This is a genomic window from Virgibacillus necropolis (assembly GCF_002224365.1).
Lineage (GTDB): Bacteria > Bacillota > Bacilli > Bacillales > Amphibacillaceae > Virgibacillus_F > Virgibacillus_F necropolis.
Map to the genome: position 1 here is coordinate 2,952,613 of NZ_CP022437.1, position 17,451 is coordinate 2,970,063.

12 protein-coding genes are annotated in these 17,451 nt (G+C 35.5%); all 12 read right to left on the reverse strand.

What is annotated here, in order from left to right; all coding sequences use genetic code 11:
* Nucleotides 1–13: 13 nt before the first annotated feature.
* Nucleotides 14–1,441, reverse strand: a complete 1,428-nt coding sequence (locus CFK40_RS14125) for an NAD-dependent succinate-semialdehyde dehydrogenase (RefSeq protein WP_405196595.1) — start codon at nt 1,439–1,441, stop codon at nt 14–16.
* Nucleotides 1,442–1,677: 236 nt separating this feature from the next.
* The gene (locus tag CFK40_RS14130) at nt 1,678–2,622 is read right to left on the reverse strand and encodes a hypothetical protein (protein WP_089532925.1); all 945 of its coding nucleotides are present in this window, start codon (nt 2,620–2,622) and stop codon (nt 1,678–1,680) included.
* A gap of 505 nt (nt 2,623–3,127) precedes the next feature.
* The gene (locus tag CFK40_RS14140; RefSeq protein ID WP_089532928.1) at nt 3,128–4,045 is read right to left on the reverse strand and encodes an STM3941 family protein; all 918 of its coding nucleotides are present in this window, start codon (nt 4,043–4,045) and stop codon (nt 3,128–3,130) included.
* 516 nt (nt 4,046–4,561) lie between these two features.
* Nucleotides 4,562–4,744, reverse strand: coding sequence for a hypothetical protein (locus CFK40_RS14150; RefSeq protein WP_089532932.1), 183 nt, complete (start codon nt 4,742–4,744; stop codon nt 4,562–4,564).
* A gap of 29 nt (nt 4,745–4,773) precedes the next feature.
* Nucleotides 4,774–5,397, reverse strand: a complete 624-nt coding sequence (locus tag CFK40_RS14155; protein ID WP_089532933.1) for a hypothetical protein — start codon at nt 5,395–5,397, stop codon at nt 4,774–4,776.
* Entirely contained in the window at nt 5,397–7,196 is a 1,800-nt protein-coding gene (locus CFK40_RS14160; protein WP_161493878.1) for a T7SS effector LXG polymorphic toxin, read from the reverse strand. The genes CFK40_RS14155 and CFK40_RS14160 overlap by 1 nt, the downstream gene beginning before the upstream one ends.
* A gap of 19 nt (nt 7,197–7,215) precedes the next feature.
* Entirely contained in the window at nt 7,216–7,515 is a 300-nt protein-coding gene (locus CFK40_RS14165) for a DUF5344 family protein (RefSeq protein WP_227001781.1), read from the reverse strand.
* Nucleotides 7,515–7,940: a YwqH-like family protein gene (locus CFK40_RS14170; RefSeq protein ID WP_405196551.1), complete on the reverse strand. Its 426-nt coding sequence runs from the start codon at nt 7,938–7,940 to the stop codon at nt 7,515–7,517. The genes CFK40_RS14165 and CFK40_RS14170 overlap by 1 nt, the downstream gene beginning before the upstream one ends.
* A gap of 76 nt (nt 7,941–8,016) precedes the next feature.
* Nucleotides 8,017–8,481, reverse strand: coding sequence for a type VII secretion protein EssA (essA, locus tag CFK40_RS14175; RefSeq protein ID WP_089532936.1), 465 nt, complete (start codon nt 8,479–8,481; stop codon nt 8,017–8,019).
* Nucleotides 8,462–11,413: a type VII secretion protein EsaA gene (gene esaA / locus CFK40_RS14180; RefSeq protein WP_089532937.1), complete on the reverse strand. Its 2,952-nt coding sequence runs from the start codon at nt 11,411–11,413 to the stop codon at nt 8,462–8,464. The genes essA and esaA overlap by 20 nt, the downstream gene beginning before the upstream one ends.
* Nucleotides 11,410–15,840 (reverse strand): type VII secretion protein EssC, encoded by a 4,431-nt coding sequence (gene essC / locus CFK40_RS14185; RefSeq protein ID WP_089532939.1) that lies wholly within the window; start codon nt 15,838–15,840, stop codon nt 11,410–11,412. Before essC ends, esaA begins: the two co-directional genes overlap by 4 nt.
* Before the next feature lie 317 nt (nt 15,841–16,157).
* On the reverse strand, nt 16,158–17,402 hold the full coding sequence (gene essB, locus CFK40_RS14190; RefSeq protein ID WP_161493879.1) for a type VII secretion protein EssB: 1,245 nt from the start codon (nt 17,400–17,402) through the stop codon (nt 16,158–16,160).
* Nucleotides 17,403–17,451: the final 49 nt, after the last annotated feature.

Consider the following 17,451-nt stretch of genomic DNA (forward strand, 5'->3'; position numbering starts at 1 on the left):
GGACTCCCAATAGTTAAAATGCTAATGAAACATATTTAGTCTCAAGGAATTCCTCAATACCATGATGTCCGCCTTCTCTACCTAGTCCGCTTTCCTTAAATCCACCAAATGGAGCTTGTGGTGTAGATGGTGCTCCGTCATTAAGTCCAACTATCCCATATTCAAGTTCTTCACTGATCCGAATTGCTTTACCTATATTTTCTGTAAACACATACGCTGCCAAACCAAAAGGAGTGTTGTTTGCTCTTATAATTACTTCTTGTTCGTTTTCAAATGAAGTAATTGGCACTAGTGGCCCGAATGTTTCTTCATTCATACAAAGCATATCGTCATTGACATTGGTAACAATTGTCGGTTCAAAGTAATAGCCTTGTTTTGACCCATGTCTGCTCCCTCCATACGTTACTTGTGCGCCTTTATCAACGGCGTCCTTTACATGTTCTTCAACCTTTTCGATTGCTGCCTTATCAATAAGAGGCCCGATATCCGTACCTTCTTCTAATCCGTTTCCTATTTGAAGATTGGCAACAGCGGCAGTCAATTTTTCTGAAAAGGTTTGTTCTATGGAATGGTGGACATATACACGGTTCGTACAAATACATGTCTGTCCCGCATTACGGAACTTGGACGCAAGAACACCGGCTACAGCTTTGTCTAAGTCTGCATCTTCCATAGTAATAAACGGAGCATGACCTCCTAATTCAAGGGACACCTTCTTAACTGTATCCGCTGCATCTCGCATCAATAACTTCCCTACCTCTGTGGATCCAGTAAAAGTTACCTTTCGTACACGCTCATCATCAGACCATGTTTTTCCAATTTCACTGGAACTACCAGTAATTATGTTAATAACCCCTTTTGGAAAGCCTGCTTTTTCAGCTAGTTCAACCAACTTAAATGCGGTTAATGGTGTCTGGGTTGCAGGTTTTATGACAACGGTACAACCTGCAGCGAGTGCCGGACCAACCTTTCGGGTAATCATGGCGGCAGGGAAGTTCCAGGGCGTAATCGCCGCAACTACACCCACTGGCTGTTTGTTTACAAAAATTCTTTTATTGGGATGGGATGCGGGAATTGTTTCACCATACACCCGTTTGGCTTCTTCGGCATACCAAGAGATAAAACCGTTCGCATAGTTCACTTCACCAATTGCTTCTTTTAGTGGTTTACCTTGTTCCTCTGTCATGATTTTTCCAATTGTCTCTTTTTCCTCATTAATTAGTTGATGCCATTTTAATAAAAGATCACTACGCTCTTCAGCTGTTTTATGTGACCATTCTTTAAATACGTCGTGCGCCGCATCCACTGCTTTCTTTGCTTCCTTTTCTCCGCCTTTTGGCACGGTTGCCATTACTTCATTTGTAGCGGGATTTACAACGTCTATTTGCTCAAGCTCTTTTCCAACCCATTTACCATTAATATACATCTCATAAGCATGAATCGTATTTGTTTGCATTTACATACACCCTTTCTATTATCAACTAGTTCCCTTCATCTTTTCCGATAAAACTCTATCATTTATAACGTGTATGAATATTATTCTGTTTATATGTAGGTGTACTAAATTCAGATAATCGTTTAGTTCGATTGCTTTAGAGCATAAGCCTCCGATTGGAATAATTTATTATAAAGTCTAGATTGAAAAATGTAGTGATTGATTTTAAAACAGTTTTCAGACTACGGCAACATCTCCCATAATTCATCGTCTATTCTATTTAAAGGTTTATTAGCCTTTATCCGTTTATCATAATTATCTTTCCATATAAAAAAGTCTGTTAATCCCCCTCTTGGAGAATAAAGTTTTTTATGGAGACGATTTATTTCATTTATAACGTTTTCGGAGTTATTATAGTTATCATTTATGCATTCATTTAACAGATTTATCATGTTGCAAATTTCTGATATTTGATAAAATCTCGATTTACAATAAAGTATGACAAGCTGTTCTGGTAATACGAATAACATTGCATAAAATATTACAATGCAAAGGATAGCAATTAATATGAAATCAATTGGAACAATATAAAATTTCCTTGCCATATACTGAATGAGATATACTACTCCTACACCACCTATTATGGCCAAAGGTATATAAGACTTAGTTTCGAACCTACCTCTTACTTCATCCTTTTTTGAACCTTTCCTATAATGGCCTTTTTGTAATAAAATATTAAAACGAATACAAGTAGCTATAAAAATTATCACACCTATTATTAATGTAACAAAAGTCAATGTTAACAGAGACTTTTCTGTCGCATTCCCTCTCCCTACTATAAACAAGGGAAATAAATAGGGAAATATTCCAAATAAATTTTGTGACACTATAATATTAATTAAATACTGTGACCTTTCCTTTCTCTTATATACAGTAGGAAATGCATAAATTATTGATAATAAAATTATAATTATTGTTAGTATCAAATGTGCTATAAACATATATTCTTGAAAGGGGTAATCAGATTTGTCTGCAACAACCACATATGTTAAGAAGAACATAAGACTTTGCAAAAAAGTAGCTAAAATTAACATTCCTCCCAAAGAATTTGGACTCTGTCTTCCCGATTCCAATGAACCCTTTAAAACGGCAAAATCGTTTTCCCTTAATTCATCTAATAACTTCAATCCTTTTGCCTCCTTTTTATTCTAGCTGAACCAACCCGTCAATTTATGAAAAGCACCCTTCGCTCTATCCATTATTGATTTATCACTCTTACCAAAATCTATACTTAAAGCCCAGTTCGCCGCTATTCCCAATCCCGTACCACTAACCACCATATCAATCATTGTGTCAACAGAAGCACGAGCATGTGCCTCTCCACCAATTAATCCCTCGGCTTGAGTATCATTATAGTTGGTATAATAGCTTAACCCTACTCCTAGTGGACCCAGTGCCTTTCCTGCTCTACTTGCGACACCACCACTGACAATACCTTTAGGATTTAAATCTGTTATACTGTCTTTTGTACATTTATACGTTGCCTTTCCAACGGCTGTGTATTTCTAGGTGACAGGTACTAGTGAATAATAAGGCATTCTACTAATGCCGGTCTTTGCTTACGGTTTCGTTATCTATGAGTCAAATATAATAAGAAATCGAATTAAGATTAGTAGTAATCCAATAAAAAGATTAATTGCCTTTTTTTATGAGTCTGTAAGTGGTCCTTAAGATTATATAAAAAATGCCGAGTGGAGCTATATAAAAACTTAAATAATAGATTAACACATGAATGGCAAACCTAAGTTGGTAAAAATACACAGATATAAACGACTGTTTTGCCATTTTATAATCAAATTTAAATCCCAATAGGACATCATAAATGATTTTTGCAAAAGGATACATAATAAACGAAACAAAAAGAAATGGTATATAATCATCAGCATTTGCCCAATAAAAGAAAAGAAACGAAACACCTGTCAAAATTAAACTGAGTCCATATGATTTCAACATATATTTGCCATTAACTTGTCTATAAGATTTTTGCCCTTTGTCATCGACGTTCATTTGAACATAAAGTTGATCATTAAATTCAGAAGCACACCTATTTAATCTATCCAATTCGTTTACCAGCTTGTCTCTATCTTTACGTTTAACCTGCACCCATGCAATAGCAAACGGAGAAAAGTTCATAACATCATTAAGTTTATTGAGCTTTCTCGTTGTATTGGACATACGTGCACGATATTTTTCCTCATCATGTAGCATGATTTCTATAAATTTACTAAAATGGACATTTTGAATGTTATACCCTTCTATATCATCCCATTTAATAGGAATTGCTTTCTTGGATGAAGCATTAATAATTAATTCTTCTTCCGTTAAGATGAGGTAGGGTTTAGGGCTCAGCATTTTTTTTAATATACCAAACGTCAATAGGCCAAAAAACAATGCAATGAATGCGCCCACACCACTAATCAAAAAATCTCTCTCATTAAAAGCAGCTCCGCATACCAAAACACCGAATGCTATAAAGACCAACCCCACAATTAATAAAAGAACATTTTTTACCTTTGATGAATAAAAATATAATTTTTGTGTATTTTCCATATAATCTCCAGAACTGCTGTTATGATAATAGCCTTAGTTATCTCAATGTAGCTTTATAAAATCAAATCTAGGCTACGTTACACATTATTGATTTATCACTCCTACCAAAATCGATAGTTCAAGCCCAATTCGCTACTATTCCCAATCCAAATCCAATCTTAGTCCCAACACCGAATTCGGAATTAAGGCTGTTCCCGCTGTAAATCCTGCTTGTACCGCACCACTAAACTCCGTATCAATCGTGGTATCTACAACATTACGAAAATGTACAAACGAACAAATTGAAGAATTAGCTAAGTGATAAAATTCATATAAAAAAATACAAAAGCAGGTGGAGACGATCAAGTTCCACCTGCTTTTGATTCTACTACCCTATAATGACTAAAAAAGGGATAACAGGAGTGAGGAATAACAGGTACCCAAGCAATTTAAAAATGGAATGAGAGCCTGAAATCATGTTCCCCTATACGCTTAAAACAAACTACGCTCCTGTTAAACTCTGCTTCCTTTTCCAAATCACTCTGGCATATTTTTAATATAATTAACAACATCCTTTTTTTCAATTCTACTAATTATATTCTGCATACCGCTAAATGCCAAAATAGGTTTTTTTGTTTCTATTAAAAGATCAATTTCATCTAATGGTACTTCTTTTATAAATACAAATTGTTCCTTCTTATAAGATCCGTATTGTTTCATTACATCGTAATCGTTTGTAAATAAGGATATTACTTTCTTAAGTAAATTCTTTTTAACTTTTCATTTTCTCCTAAATCGATATTGATTTTTTTGTTCCAGTTATTCATTAATTCATCAAATTTAGTAAGCTTAGTTGCATAATTATAAATTACAACAAAAATACTTGGTGCTTTTTTATTTTCAATAATGGATACTTTATCCCCTGTCAATGATAAATAATACGCATTATATTCATTTTTTATTTTTTCTAGATTAATTGCGCCTTTAACTCCATTAAATAAGGAAAAATAATTTTGACCTACATGTTTACCCAATACTTTATTTGCAGCAGAGACATCAGCTCCTACAGTTCTTAATTCTGTTCGAGCTTCATTTTTTGCACTTTCGGAACCTAACATAGAAACAGTCGCTATATACAGTGCACAAATGCTTATTTCGAAATTATTGAATTGCCCCTTGCTATATTCTTTATCTCTTTGAACCTCAAGTATATTCCACAAATTACGGTCATTAGAGTAGCTTAATTTTACATAGGTATCAAAGTTAACTTCATTGTTTATCTTTTGATAAATTTTAATAGTACAATATTGGTCGTTACCTTCATTAATGAGTTTATAACCGCTCCCCAATTGAGAAATTAAAAATTTTATCATTACTTAACCCCGCCTTTATTGGTCGAAACTAATTCAATATAATCTCCGTCAATAAGTTCCTGAATACTATACATTTCACCATTCTCATGATACTTCACAAACTGGGTTCCTCCGCCCTTGTAGCCAAACCAAGGTGCTATTTTACCACCATCAACATTAAAAGAATCTACAACTCTATAAACATAGTAATTTGCATCTCCACTATGTAAAGCCAAAGCGCGTTGCTCGTAGGGTATTCCCTCAGGGGAAAAGAAACTTCCGCCTGCTTCTCCATAACGATCAATCAGAGTGCCGTTTTCTAGTGTCATTTTTATAGTTTCACCATCAAAACCATCATTTGGAGGCCAATTTATATTGCCAGTCTCTTGATTATAGTACTTAGGGTTATCAAAGATTTCCTTATGTCTTAGATATTTTTCATCATCTGGCCGAAATCCCCATTTATCTATTTTAGCTTTATCAGTTTCACCAATTATTACCTTGGCTTCACCAACATTAACACCCTCAGTCTTACTCACCGTAGTTTTAATCGTTTTTTCGTTAACTGAATCCTTTGCTTTTAAACCGCCACCAGCAATTCCATCTAATTTGTACCCTACACCACCAACACCCAGCATAAACAACGCTTCCGTCAAACTCTGTTGTTGCTGATCTTCTGTCAACTCATTCCCAAACATATCCTTACCCGTAATATATTCACTAAAACCGTTTGCGGATGCGAGACCATATATCCCATATTCTGCTTTATGCAGGTAGTCAAGAGACTTGGCATATTTGTAGGCATCTAATGAACTATCAACTGCCTTGGCCCCTTTTGTTGTCGCATAGATAGCTTTTCCGCCTTTTGCAATACGGCCTGCCCAGCCGACAAATGGAATGAAGCCTGCTGCTGCGAAGGCACCTGCTTTTATACGGTCCGCTTCCGATAATTTTTCCCCTGTGACGGGATCGATCCCCGTTGCTGCACGCTTGGTATCGTAATAACCGGTAACCTCACCGATAAATACACTCGTTGTATCCCAGGCCTTTTCATACCAGGGGCGATTTTCTAATTCTTCCATTTTAAGGCGTTGTTCACGCTGATCCATTTGTTTTTCTTTTACGTCCAAATAGGACGATGTTTCCTTTTTAACGTCATCGATAGACTCGAATGCTTCACTAGTGTGATAAGCATTCGCATTAAAGTTTATTGGCGAAATGGTTCCACCTTGCTGGGTGGCATTCAGCAGTCCGCTGAATAAACGCATCATCAAATTTTCTTCTAACACTGTTCGTTCATATTCGTTTACAAGATTTTCATCTAGTGTGTTGACGTTATCAATCGTATCTTTTCGTTCTTTATTGGCATGATCGATTTGTTCATCGAAAGTCGCTCTTGAAAAAACATCTAGTGGAACAATATCGTTAATAGATTGAAAGATTCCTCGCAAGTTGTCTTGTTGGGAAGTCACAATATCATTTGCCCGGTTGTATGCGTTATGTAAATCTTGTTCTAAGAATGGTACCTGCACAACCGTTTCCCCTGATAACTCTAGTTGATCCGTCAGATTCATAATACTAGTGAAGAAGGCGACGCGCACATCAATTAGATCAATCCAAGCAGCAATCACATCATTTTGTGCCTGATAAAAAGCTTTAATGGCATCTGCCCCTTTTCCAGTAAAGCCATCCAAACTGATTATCCCTTGTACAGCATTTTGAAGATGTGTAAATTGGACTCTTAAGCTTTCATATTCCTTGGCTCGATTTTCCATTGAATTGATTAATGTGTTCGATTCCAAGGTTTTCTGACTGGTCATATCTTTCCCCCTTCCTTTATTACTTTCTATTAATTGCTTCATCCTGATTCTTTAACATTGTTACATTTGCCTTGGTATCTTCTATGTTCTTCTGGACAATTTGAATGTATTGCTGAAATGTTGCATGCAATCTATTTTCACGATCAAGCCACTGATCTGTATAATTTAGATTATTCTGTCCATACAATCCTTCACTCGTCTGTGCTAATTGCAATGCTTCAAGTGCTTGCTTGACTTTATCCAATTCACTCATAACAGCAGCATAATCTAGCCTGATTTCTGCCGTACCCCCAGAACTACTTTTCATTTTTACTTCCATTACAATAACCTCGCTTTTAAATCAGTGATTGTGGAACTTAGTTCTTCCAACGCTTCTTCTCCTTGTTCCATTAGTTCATCTGCGGTATGGGCGATAGAGCTCGCTATCCCCAGCGCACTTTTTTGGAGATTAAGCTGGGTAATCTGCCACTCTATTTGTTGTATATAATGATCATAATCATTGACGATAGATTCCATTGTATGATGCGCCTCGTCACGTGAATCATCATACAGGTTTGCTCGAGAACCATTCCACAGGGCATCTAGTGTCGGCTGGTGAATATTCCTTATTTCACTCATGGAACTGCTCTGTTCATTCAAGATATTTTGCTTCGCTCGACGTAAGCGATCAAGTTTTTCTTCTGCTTCTGAAGATCGACTTGAAATAATGGCAAAGGCACTCTGTAAAAAATCCGTATCACTCAATATTCCCACCCCCGAAAAGAAATTAAAATTAATTAAAAGAGATTGTGACCTACAACTATCGTAAGTCACTGTTCATCTATGATGCATGATTTTTTCTTAGTTTTGGTACAATCAACAAGAACAGACCTACAATTATTACTAGTACAATAATCAAAAGTAACAGTATTATAGTTGATGTACCCTCATCTGTCTGCTGCTTAACTTCCTTTTGTGCTTCCATAGGAGTATTTCCATCCGAAAACAAACTCAATTGACTTGATTTCGACTTAATCGTATTCGTTTCAATTACAGATGATTGAAATAGCTGCTCTTTTAACTTTTGATTTCCTGTTTCCTTTGGTTTTTCAAAAGTTAATTGTTTTTGTTCTTCAGATAACTGTTCTTTTTGTTCTAAGTTATTTCCATAACTTGGATTTATGTTTACTTCTTTTTCTTCGTAAATATTTGGTTTTACTTCTGCGTCCTCATTTTTTACGGCAAATACAGTAGTTGAATTAATTAGTAAAAACAGCAACAGAAGACTAAGAAGCTTTTTCCTCATCAGTACTCACCTCAGCCTTATTCCTGATAACCTGAAATGTATAAATAAACACTGATACTAAGATTGTTATGGCAAGAATTATTCCCATCGTCATATATAACGGGTAATCAAAACCATATTGCAATGACATGTATCCATCTGCTATCGGATTTTCAAAACTGAACTTTGGTACTACAATGTCAATTAACGGAGTAATGAAAAAGACAATCATTACGATACTTGCAAGCCAGCCGACAAATGGAGCTATGAACAAACCAGCTCTGACGATATTCGAGCATGCCATCAATAATAATACCGTGAATATGGTCCATTTAATCGCTTGTGCATCTTCTAGTGAATAAATAGACAATCCGTAAATGCTTATAATTATTCCTGCAGCCAAATTAAGTAGCAGGAATAATCCTCCTTGAACAAGATAGGACGTGTTTCCATAATAGTTACTTAGAAAACCGATCAACAATCCACTTATCAAAATAACGATAAACATAATTACTGGTGGAAGTTGTTGTTCTTCTTCCTTCTCAGATAACACTTCACCATTAACCTGTCCTTGCATCTGTACTGGACTAGCAAGGTAATCATAAACAACTGAATTTGTTTGGCCATCAATTATTGTATTTCCAAGTATATTGTATACATCCTCTTTTACTCGCTGGGTTGTAGCAACATTGGCAGACCATTTGTTATTTAACACATCTGATTGTTGTTGTACATTTCCAACCTTTTTCTGCAAATCTGCCAAAGAACCAGTAACACTACTTTGACTTTCTTCCAAGTTTGATACTAATTTTGATAGATTCGTTAAATTGGATGCTGTATTTTGTTGTATATGAAATACCATCTGTCCATCAAGGTTCTCAGAATTTAATTCGTTCAACTCTAAATTATCTGAACCAACTTCACTTAGTTGAGCTGTAATTTCAGAAGCCTTACTTTTAATTTGTTCTAGCGTATTGTTCGTATTAAGTTGCTCTGTTTTCACCATTGTTTGGTAATCATTTAGTGATTGTTTTATATTGTTCGCAATATCAGAAAAGCTTTTATTTTCATTTTCTATAGCTTGAACTTCACTATCTGACATACCAAAGATTTGTTGTAGTTTCACAGTGTACATTGACCCAACAGCATCAAAGATTTCCTCTTTAGTAGCTTGGTTAGCGCTAAATTGTGTGTTGAGTAATTCTTCGACTAATTTATTATCCCCGGCACCAGTTGCTGTCAATACAGTTTGATATTCAGACAATGCTCCGTAATACTTAGTCAATGCCCCAACTGATTTGTTTTTTATTTCCCCTGTTTCAGGGAAATCTAGATTCAACTCTTTTTGTAAACCTGCTATCTCATTAAGTAACTCTTCATTAGGGTTTACTTTTGTTTTTAATAATTCTCTATAAACTTTTTCCCAACTCTTCGCATATTCTTTCCATTCTATTAACGCGGAATTATTATTTTGCTCTTTCAAATCCGCAACTTCTTTTTTCAAACTGTCCATATGAGTATTGACTTGAGTCCAGTCAACTACTGGTTCAACTTCTTCAGGAGGAACGGAAGTCTCAGAGTTAGGTTGAACCTCACCGTTACCACTTTCAGACTCTGGTTCAGTAGGAACTGGTGGATCAGTCTCATCACCAGATCCAAGTGACCCTACTGCATCTTTAACTGTGCTAATTGCTTCTTCCAATTTTTTTATTCGTACATCCAATTGTCCAACTGATATTTCACCGTCACCATTAGGTTCAATTGGTTCTATAAGCTTTGGAGTTGTGATATCCGGTTTACCCTGAATCACCTGAATTGCCTGGTACATTTCTGAAGTGGCATTATCAACTGTTTTTTGATTATAAGATTTTAAAATATTTTTAATATCCTCTTCGCTTGAGCTAACGATAGAATAGTTTTCTTTCCATTCTATCCAATTTGCGATTACTTGTTTACCAGATTGAATGTTACCTTTTAATCCATTTAATAAAATATTACTCTGTTTTTCCATTACTACAACTGAATTGGATAATTGATCCAGTTGTTCTTTTCTATTGCTAACATTCTGAGCTAATTGTTCTTTACTGTTTGCAACATTCTTGGTCAGTGCTTGTTGGTAATCATCCAATGTTGAAGTAACCATATCTTGATTCTCTACTTGGACTTTTATTAATAATTCTTGTTGTCTCTGTTGTATTTCTTTATAACTGTTTAATTCATCGATGAATTGGTTTAGTTTATCTTCTGCCTCTTTTATGGCACTAACACTTGATTCGGAACTTTCATCAATTGTGTCAGTTCGTTTTTTTATGTTTTCAAATTTGTTTGTAAGTGAACCTAATTCACTTTCTAGTGTTTTGGAAGATGGCGTGTAGAAAGAATTCATCGCTTCTTGGAATCCTATTTCTTTTTCAAGAATAGTCGTAAACTGTTCACGAATATTATCAATTTCTTGTGAGACATAGCTCCAATATATGGTGGACATTTCTTGGTTAATTCTACTTTTTGCATTGGCCATCTCTTTGTGGACACGTTGACGATTTTTTGCATCTAGTTTGGGTTGAATAACATACCTGATAGATGCTTTTGATGGATTTTCTTGCTTAAACGTCATCACATTTTCTGAATAGCTTGATGGGATGTAAATAATTGCATCATATTTTTGGCTTTCCAACCCCTGTTCAGCCGCACTCCTGTTTACCACTGTCCAGGAATAATCTTCTTGATTCGTTAATAATTCTGGGATTTCTTTTCCTAGTTCGACCATTTCATCATTCATTTTAACTGGAGTGTCCTCATTAACCACCGCTATACTTCTAGTCGCTTCCTCATTATCATTTATAGTAACAGTCTCTGGCTGCATTTCAACATAACGAAACAACAAAAGCGGCAAGGAAAGAATCACCAATATTTTGATGAATAGACCTATAGAATATTTCTTTCCTTCATTCATACGCTTGTCATCCTTTCTGATTCACAAAGGGGAATTTGAATTTTTCTCACACGACCACTATTTATGTGATACCCGAAGCCTGCTTGAATTTCCGCTTCATTTCTTGTATATGGTAAATTAAACATACTTTGATCTGTTTTTCTCATTAACAATATTGCTTGTTTAATTAATTTCACTTCGTTGGTAAATGGATCAAATCCCTTAGTGAATTCACCTGTATTGCCTGTAACAATGATACTAAATCCGAGATGACTGTAATTTTTAATATAATTAGCTAGTTTGGATTGTATCAAGCTATCAATGTTCCCCCTAAAATTATCCATTCCGTCGATTAGAAGAATAAACGGTTCAAATCCCAGTGATGCAGTTTTACGAGTATTTAACGCATCCCTGTATTCTTCCTCACGTTTTAAGAACTCCGCGTCGGCAATTTGCAGCCATCCTTCAACTTGTTCCTTTGTTTCCATATAAACTACCTGTTCATCATCTGCGTATTCTGCTAAACCATGATTCACGGAGTCGAAAACGGCAATTTTGTTGTCTTTACTATCCTTCATGGTGTGAAGGATTAGTTTTAGAATGTTCGTTTTACCTTTCTGAACATCACCGACAATCAAACAATGTTTATCTTTCTGAAAATCCATATATGTTGGTTTAACACTGTCTTCATCAAGGCCAATTGGGATAAGTTTCTTAACCTTATCCATTTCATAACTTTTTCTAAATGCGACAAAGTCTAGTTTTCTTGGAAGCATTGGTATTTCTTTTGGCTTCTCTGCCTCTTGATAAATGTCTTTTAGATATTGAACTACCTGTTTTACATTCTCTAACATTTCCACATCATTCTCACCTTCAGTCGGCAAAAATAGTTGTGCTAAATAGGATTCTTCTTTTTGGATATAAGCTCTTCCCTGTACTGCTTCTGTTTCATATTGTGTTCTACCAAGAACAGTAAACTTTTCCCCTGCGTCCATTAGGTAATGAACAATTTTTGTTTTTAGGTTACTCATTAACGCCTGTCTGACTGCATTAGTTCGTGTTGCAGTCAAGATTGTGTATATTCCTAATGATTGCCCATCTCTTGCAATTTGTGTGAACTTATTTTCTAAATCCTGCATTTCCTCTTTTACAAGATCAAAATTATCTAATGTGATAAATAGTAATGGTAATGGTTGTTCGCTTACCATGTTGTACATTTTGATATTGCTTACCTCTTGATCGCGAAATAGTTGTTTGCGCCGCTCCATATCATCGTTGATAAAAACAAGAAACTTTTCAATCTTCCGTTGATCATCCGAACGGAAATAATCACCTGTGTGTGGTAACTGCTGTAATGGCAATAAGGCTCCGTTACCAAAATCAAAAATGTAATACTGAAAACTATCAGGACTATTTTTTCTTGCAAAGTTTAATAGAAGTGTCAGTACAGTAGTTGACTTTCCGTACCCTGAAGATCCAAATATTCCGATATTACCATCATCCATAGGCTGATAACTGTAATTTGTTTGACGTTGCATTTCCGGTTCATCTATCATGCCGATATAATAGCCTTCTGTATCACTTGGAACTTCTGAACTATAAGATAAACGTTCAGGTAATGGCGGTAACCAAGGACTTGGCAATTTATGAATATCCATATTTTCTTGTACCTGAGCAATTTCTTTCGTAATCATCTCTATTTCGGTAATCTTATTCTTTTTACTGCCTTCTTCTGCAGAAACATCTGACAGGGGTACAAGTCCAAGGTCGGTTACAAGCGCAACATCATCTTCAGTTCCAAAGGCATCTTTTGCGTATGGCGCCCCACTCCAAGCAGATTGAAATAATTCATAAACTTCATTATTACCAACCTGTAAGTATCCACGACCGGTCACAGAAAGTTTTGCTGCATCAGGGTTTTTTAGAATTTCCTTACTATCACTATCATCCTGAACTTTTAAGGCTACCTTAAAACGAGCATTACTCCAGATTTGGTCATCGATAATTCCTCCAGGCTTTTGTGTGGCCAAGATCAAATGGACCCCCAGACTACGCCCAATACGCGCAGCACTAACAAGCTCTCGAATAAACTCAGGTTCCTCATTTTTCAATTCCGCAAATTCATCGGAAATTAAAAACAAATGTGGCAGTGGTTCTTTCGCCTCATTAGACTTGTATAAGGCTGTATAATCACTAATATGACTTACCTCATATGTATCAAATAACCGTTGTCTCCGCTTTAATTCACTTTTAATAGAAGCGAGTGCCCGTTTACTAAAGTTCTTGTTGCCTTCAATATTGGTAATGGTTCCTAATAAGTGTGGTATAAATTTAAATGGCTGTGCCATCCCTCCACCTTTATAATCAATTAGTAAAAAGGCAACCTCATGGGGATGAAAGTGTACAGCAAGTGATAAAATATACGTTTGTAAAAATTCACTTTTTCCAGAACCAGTTGTTCCTGCAAGCAAACCATGTGGACCGTGTGCTTTCTCATGTAAATTCAGGAAGACTTGATCATCTTTTCCTTTCAATCCAATTGGAACAGCCAGTGTCTTGGATGACTGATTTTTTAACCACTTTTCACTGATTTGCAATTCTTCCGCTTTGTCCACTTGCATCAATCCCATGAATGACACTTTATCGGGAATGGAATTACTCATTCCTAACTGATGGTTCATTGATCGTAGCATACGAGAAAACTTTTCATTATCTGCCTGTGTATGTTCATCTAACCAAAAAGGAGTATGTATTGCTTTTTGTTGTTGAATTAAAATATCACCTTCTTGTTCATTAATGTACCGTACCAGTGTATGAATATTTTCCGAAAGACTTTCTTTTGTATCTGCAGCGAAAATAGTCGATATCCCAATATCAGTATGATTACCTTCCAAATATTCTAAGATAACATGTTCGGAAATCAACTGACGATTTGTAACGATAAAAATAAGGTGTGGAACAAACATCTTTTTATCTTTTTCGTTATCTAAGTCACGTTCTTTTAGTATTTCATAAATAGAGGAAAGCAGTTGATCACGAGTTTGTTCATTATAAATAAAACCCTTTGCATAAGCATGAGGTAATTGAAAATGTGGCAACCATTTCATCCATTCCCAATATTCATATTCCTCTTCATCGAAAATCGCAACAAAGCGTACGTCATGATAACTTTGAGAGAAACTTAATTGACCAACGATTTGTTGAATTTCACTTTTTACAATGGAATCCTTACCAACCAACCCAGTCGGTCCTGTTGATAGATCAATTGTAAGTGGAACATTTTTAACATATTTATAATGTGCAACTAATTCCTGTGACTTTTCTAACAAATCATCTATTTCCTGGTTGGACATATCACCGCTCTGAACCGATACATTATAGCTTGAAGGTACTGTTGCACGACCAATTCTATAATGTAGAAAGTCCCGACTCATCATGGTTCTTTCCCATATTCTGTTACTAACTTCAGCTGTTAAGTATTTCATTTTCTCAAATGACGGAAAGTGATAATAAAGTATATCTCGTTGTTTTACTGCCAGCTTCTGCAGTTCATCTCTTTTATTTTCAAGATACCGTGTATAAAGCCTAATGCGCTTCTTTTTCTTTTCACGTTGTAGTTTTTTTTCCTTAAAAAATTGTATTGTTGATGTCACAAGAGTTGTAGCGAACATGGAAACTGAAATCAAAATAAATATACCCCTTGGTTGTACAAGGGTAACCATCCCCATTACTAAAAGCATTACTAATGGAGGCATAATGATCAACATTAACCCCCGTCTGTTATCTTCACCTTCCTCAGAAGGGAAAGAAAATGAAATCTTATCATCCGGTAAGTCATAAACCATTCTTGGTGTTCGACGATAAACTGGATACTTTTGTTTTAAATCAGTTGTTGGTTCCTTTATTACTGGTAGTGACAACGGTATAGTTGATGTACTAGCTATTGTAATAGAGTCATTTTTTGTCATTGTCATAAAGGAATAAGGATGAAACACACTATCCCCTAAAACGATTGGCGTTATTGAGTCAATTTTATGACCATTTATATATATATCGTCTTGATATGGTTTTACGAACCACTGCTTTTCGTTTCTGAAAAGTAAATAATGTAGTGTCTTTGTTTCGTCATCGACATTTACTTCCTGCTGATTGCCGATATAGAAAGTTTTTTCGATCAAATTCCCTTCACGCATAGCAAAAGTCATTTTGTGTCCATCAATTGTCAGCGTTAATGGTGATTGATACCCTATTTCACCTTGAAAATTTCCATCCTGATACACAACTAATTGATCATTTTGAATCTCAACCGTTAGTGATGGTTCAATAGTAAATAACTGCACGGTTATTATGTGATGAATATCATTTCCAATCGAAATAACATCGGTTTGTTCATCAGGTAATTCAACATAATGATAAACCTGATCATAAAAGAGCCATAAATGTTTCACGTTCCCACCTCCTAGGGAGAAATTTTGATTATTAGTGTGTGTTCAAAAAGTCGGCAAATTAGAAACAAGAAGTTCAAGGCGCGAAGATTTTGAGGACCGGACTTGCGCGTGTTGTGCTGACTTCTACGTTGTCCACAGGACGTGGACGGTTTTAGTAGAAGTTCCTCTATGCTTTTAATACGTGAGGACCGGAAAAACTGAGCACTCGAATTAGCCCCGAAGCATTACTTCGCACGCAGAAAAAGTGTCCTTCTTTTTCAAGGAACGAAGAAATTCGCCGTTTATCATTTGATGGCTTTTTGAACAACCTCTATTAGTTATTTTTCGGATTGCTTGTCCTTGGATTCACTAGTACTTTTATTTGTTGGCTCTCCCTGGTTTTCTACTGTTTCTTCTTTTGCCTGTTCTTCCATCCCTTTTTTATAATCCGTAATTTCACGTTCAATTTCATTTAGTTTCTCTTCACGCTCTTTACCTGACAACTCTTCATTTGCTTTAATTGCCTCAGTAAGTTTTAAAAGTCCGTACACTATTAGATCACGATCTTCCAGGAGTCTTGCGGTATCAACTGCCTGTTGATAGTTTCCTCTACCAATATCAATCCAGTAAAGAAAGTATTTTTCATCTGATTGTAATGTAATGGTATTTTGAACATTTTCTTTTTGTTCTTTTGTCAATGATTCATTTACTACGTAAGAAGAAACCAATTGATATTGAACCACATAAGGCATATCGTCAACCTCATACCCCTCCAATGTGTTGATAACAGAACTATAATTATCTTGTAAAAAATACTTATTTGCCTCCACATATGCATTTGTTTCAGGAATTTTAAAAAAGGATGCAAAAGCCGTATATATAAGTGCGGGAATCAATAACAAGATAAGCCCCAAAATACTGAAGCGTTGTATTTTCCATTTCTTTTTTGGTATATGTATTACTGATGTTTCGTACTTTTCATCTTCCTTTAATTTCTTTTCAACTAGCTCAACTAACTGTTCATATGTTTTAGATTCCATAATTTCTTTCGCTAGCTTTGATAGATTAATTGTTTCATGATGATCTAAGTAGGATGAAAATTCATATTTGTTATCTGTTATAGTTGCTACAAGCGCTTTTGTTTCATTCCATAAACGATTTTCTTCATCCTCGTAAGGAGGTATACTCTCTCTTACACCATAATGGAGAAGATAAGGCGCGAGCCCAGAATCAAACATAATGTTTTCAGGGGATATAATAAGCTTTAATCTATGTATGTTATGTTGTTGCACTTTTTGAATCAAATTATATGCCAAACGCCATTTTGCCTGATTACTCTTTACGTTGATTTCATCGAAGTGCATGTAAGACTCTGGAGGATCAATAGTGATCATAAGTAAATCATCAGTCATGGTAAATGTTTTGTTTAGTTCTGGATTAATAGATTTTAATAATTCAATTTCCATTTCGTCCCGCAACTTTAATTTCTGTCTATGAAAAGAAAATTCAATTTGCTTTTCATTATACTTAATTCGTCCTTCTGTTTGTTTTTCTAAATATGATTCAGGTTCCTTTTGTTCCATCCACATTACCCCCTATCTCTCTGTTTATACATGTCAAAAATCAAATTAC

What these genes read in the sequence shown, in the direction of transcription:
- CFK40_RS14160 (WP_161493878.1), bottom strand. Translation starts at nt 7,196, where the DNA reads ATGACCAGTCAGAAAACCTTGGAATCGAACACATTAATCAATTCAATG.
- essA (WP_089532936.1), bottom strand. Translation starts at nt 8,481, where the DNA reads ATGAGGAAAAAGCTTCTTAGTCTTCTGTTGCTGTTTTTACTAATTAAT.
- CFK40_RS14155 (WP_089532933.1), bottom strand. Translation starts at nt 5,397, where the DNA reads ATGATAAAATTTTTAATTTCTCAATTGGGGAGCGGTTATAAACTCATT.
- CFK40_RS14140 (WP_089532928.1), bottom strand. Translation starts at nt 4,045, where the DNA reads ATGGAAAATACACAAAAATTATATTTTTATTCATCAAAGGTAAAAAAT.
- CFK40_RS14150 (WP_089532932.1), bottom strand. Translation starts at nt 4,744, where the DNA reads ATGAAACAATACGGATCTTATAAGAAGGAACAATTTGTATTTATAAAA.
- esaA (WP_089532937.1), bottom strand. Translation starts at nt 11,413, where the DNA reads ATGAATGAAGGAAAGAAATATTCTATAGGTCTATTCATCAAAATATTG.
- essB (WP_161493879.1), bottom strand. Translation starts at nt 17,402, where the DNA reads ATGGAACAAAAGGAACCTGAATCATATTTAGAAAAACAAACAGAAGGA.
- CFK40_RS14165 (WP_227001781.1), bottom strand. Translation starts at nt 7,515, where the DNA reads ATGGAAGTAAAAATGAAAAGTAGTTCTGGGGGTACGGCAGAAATCAGG.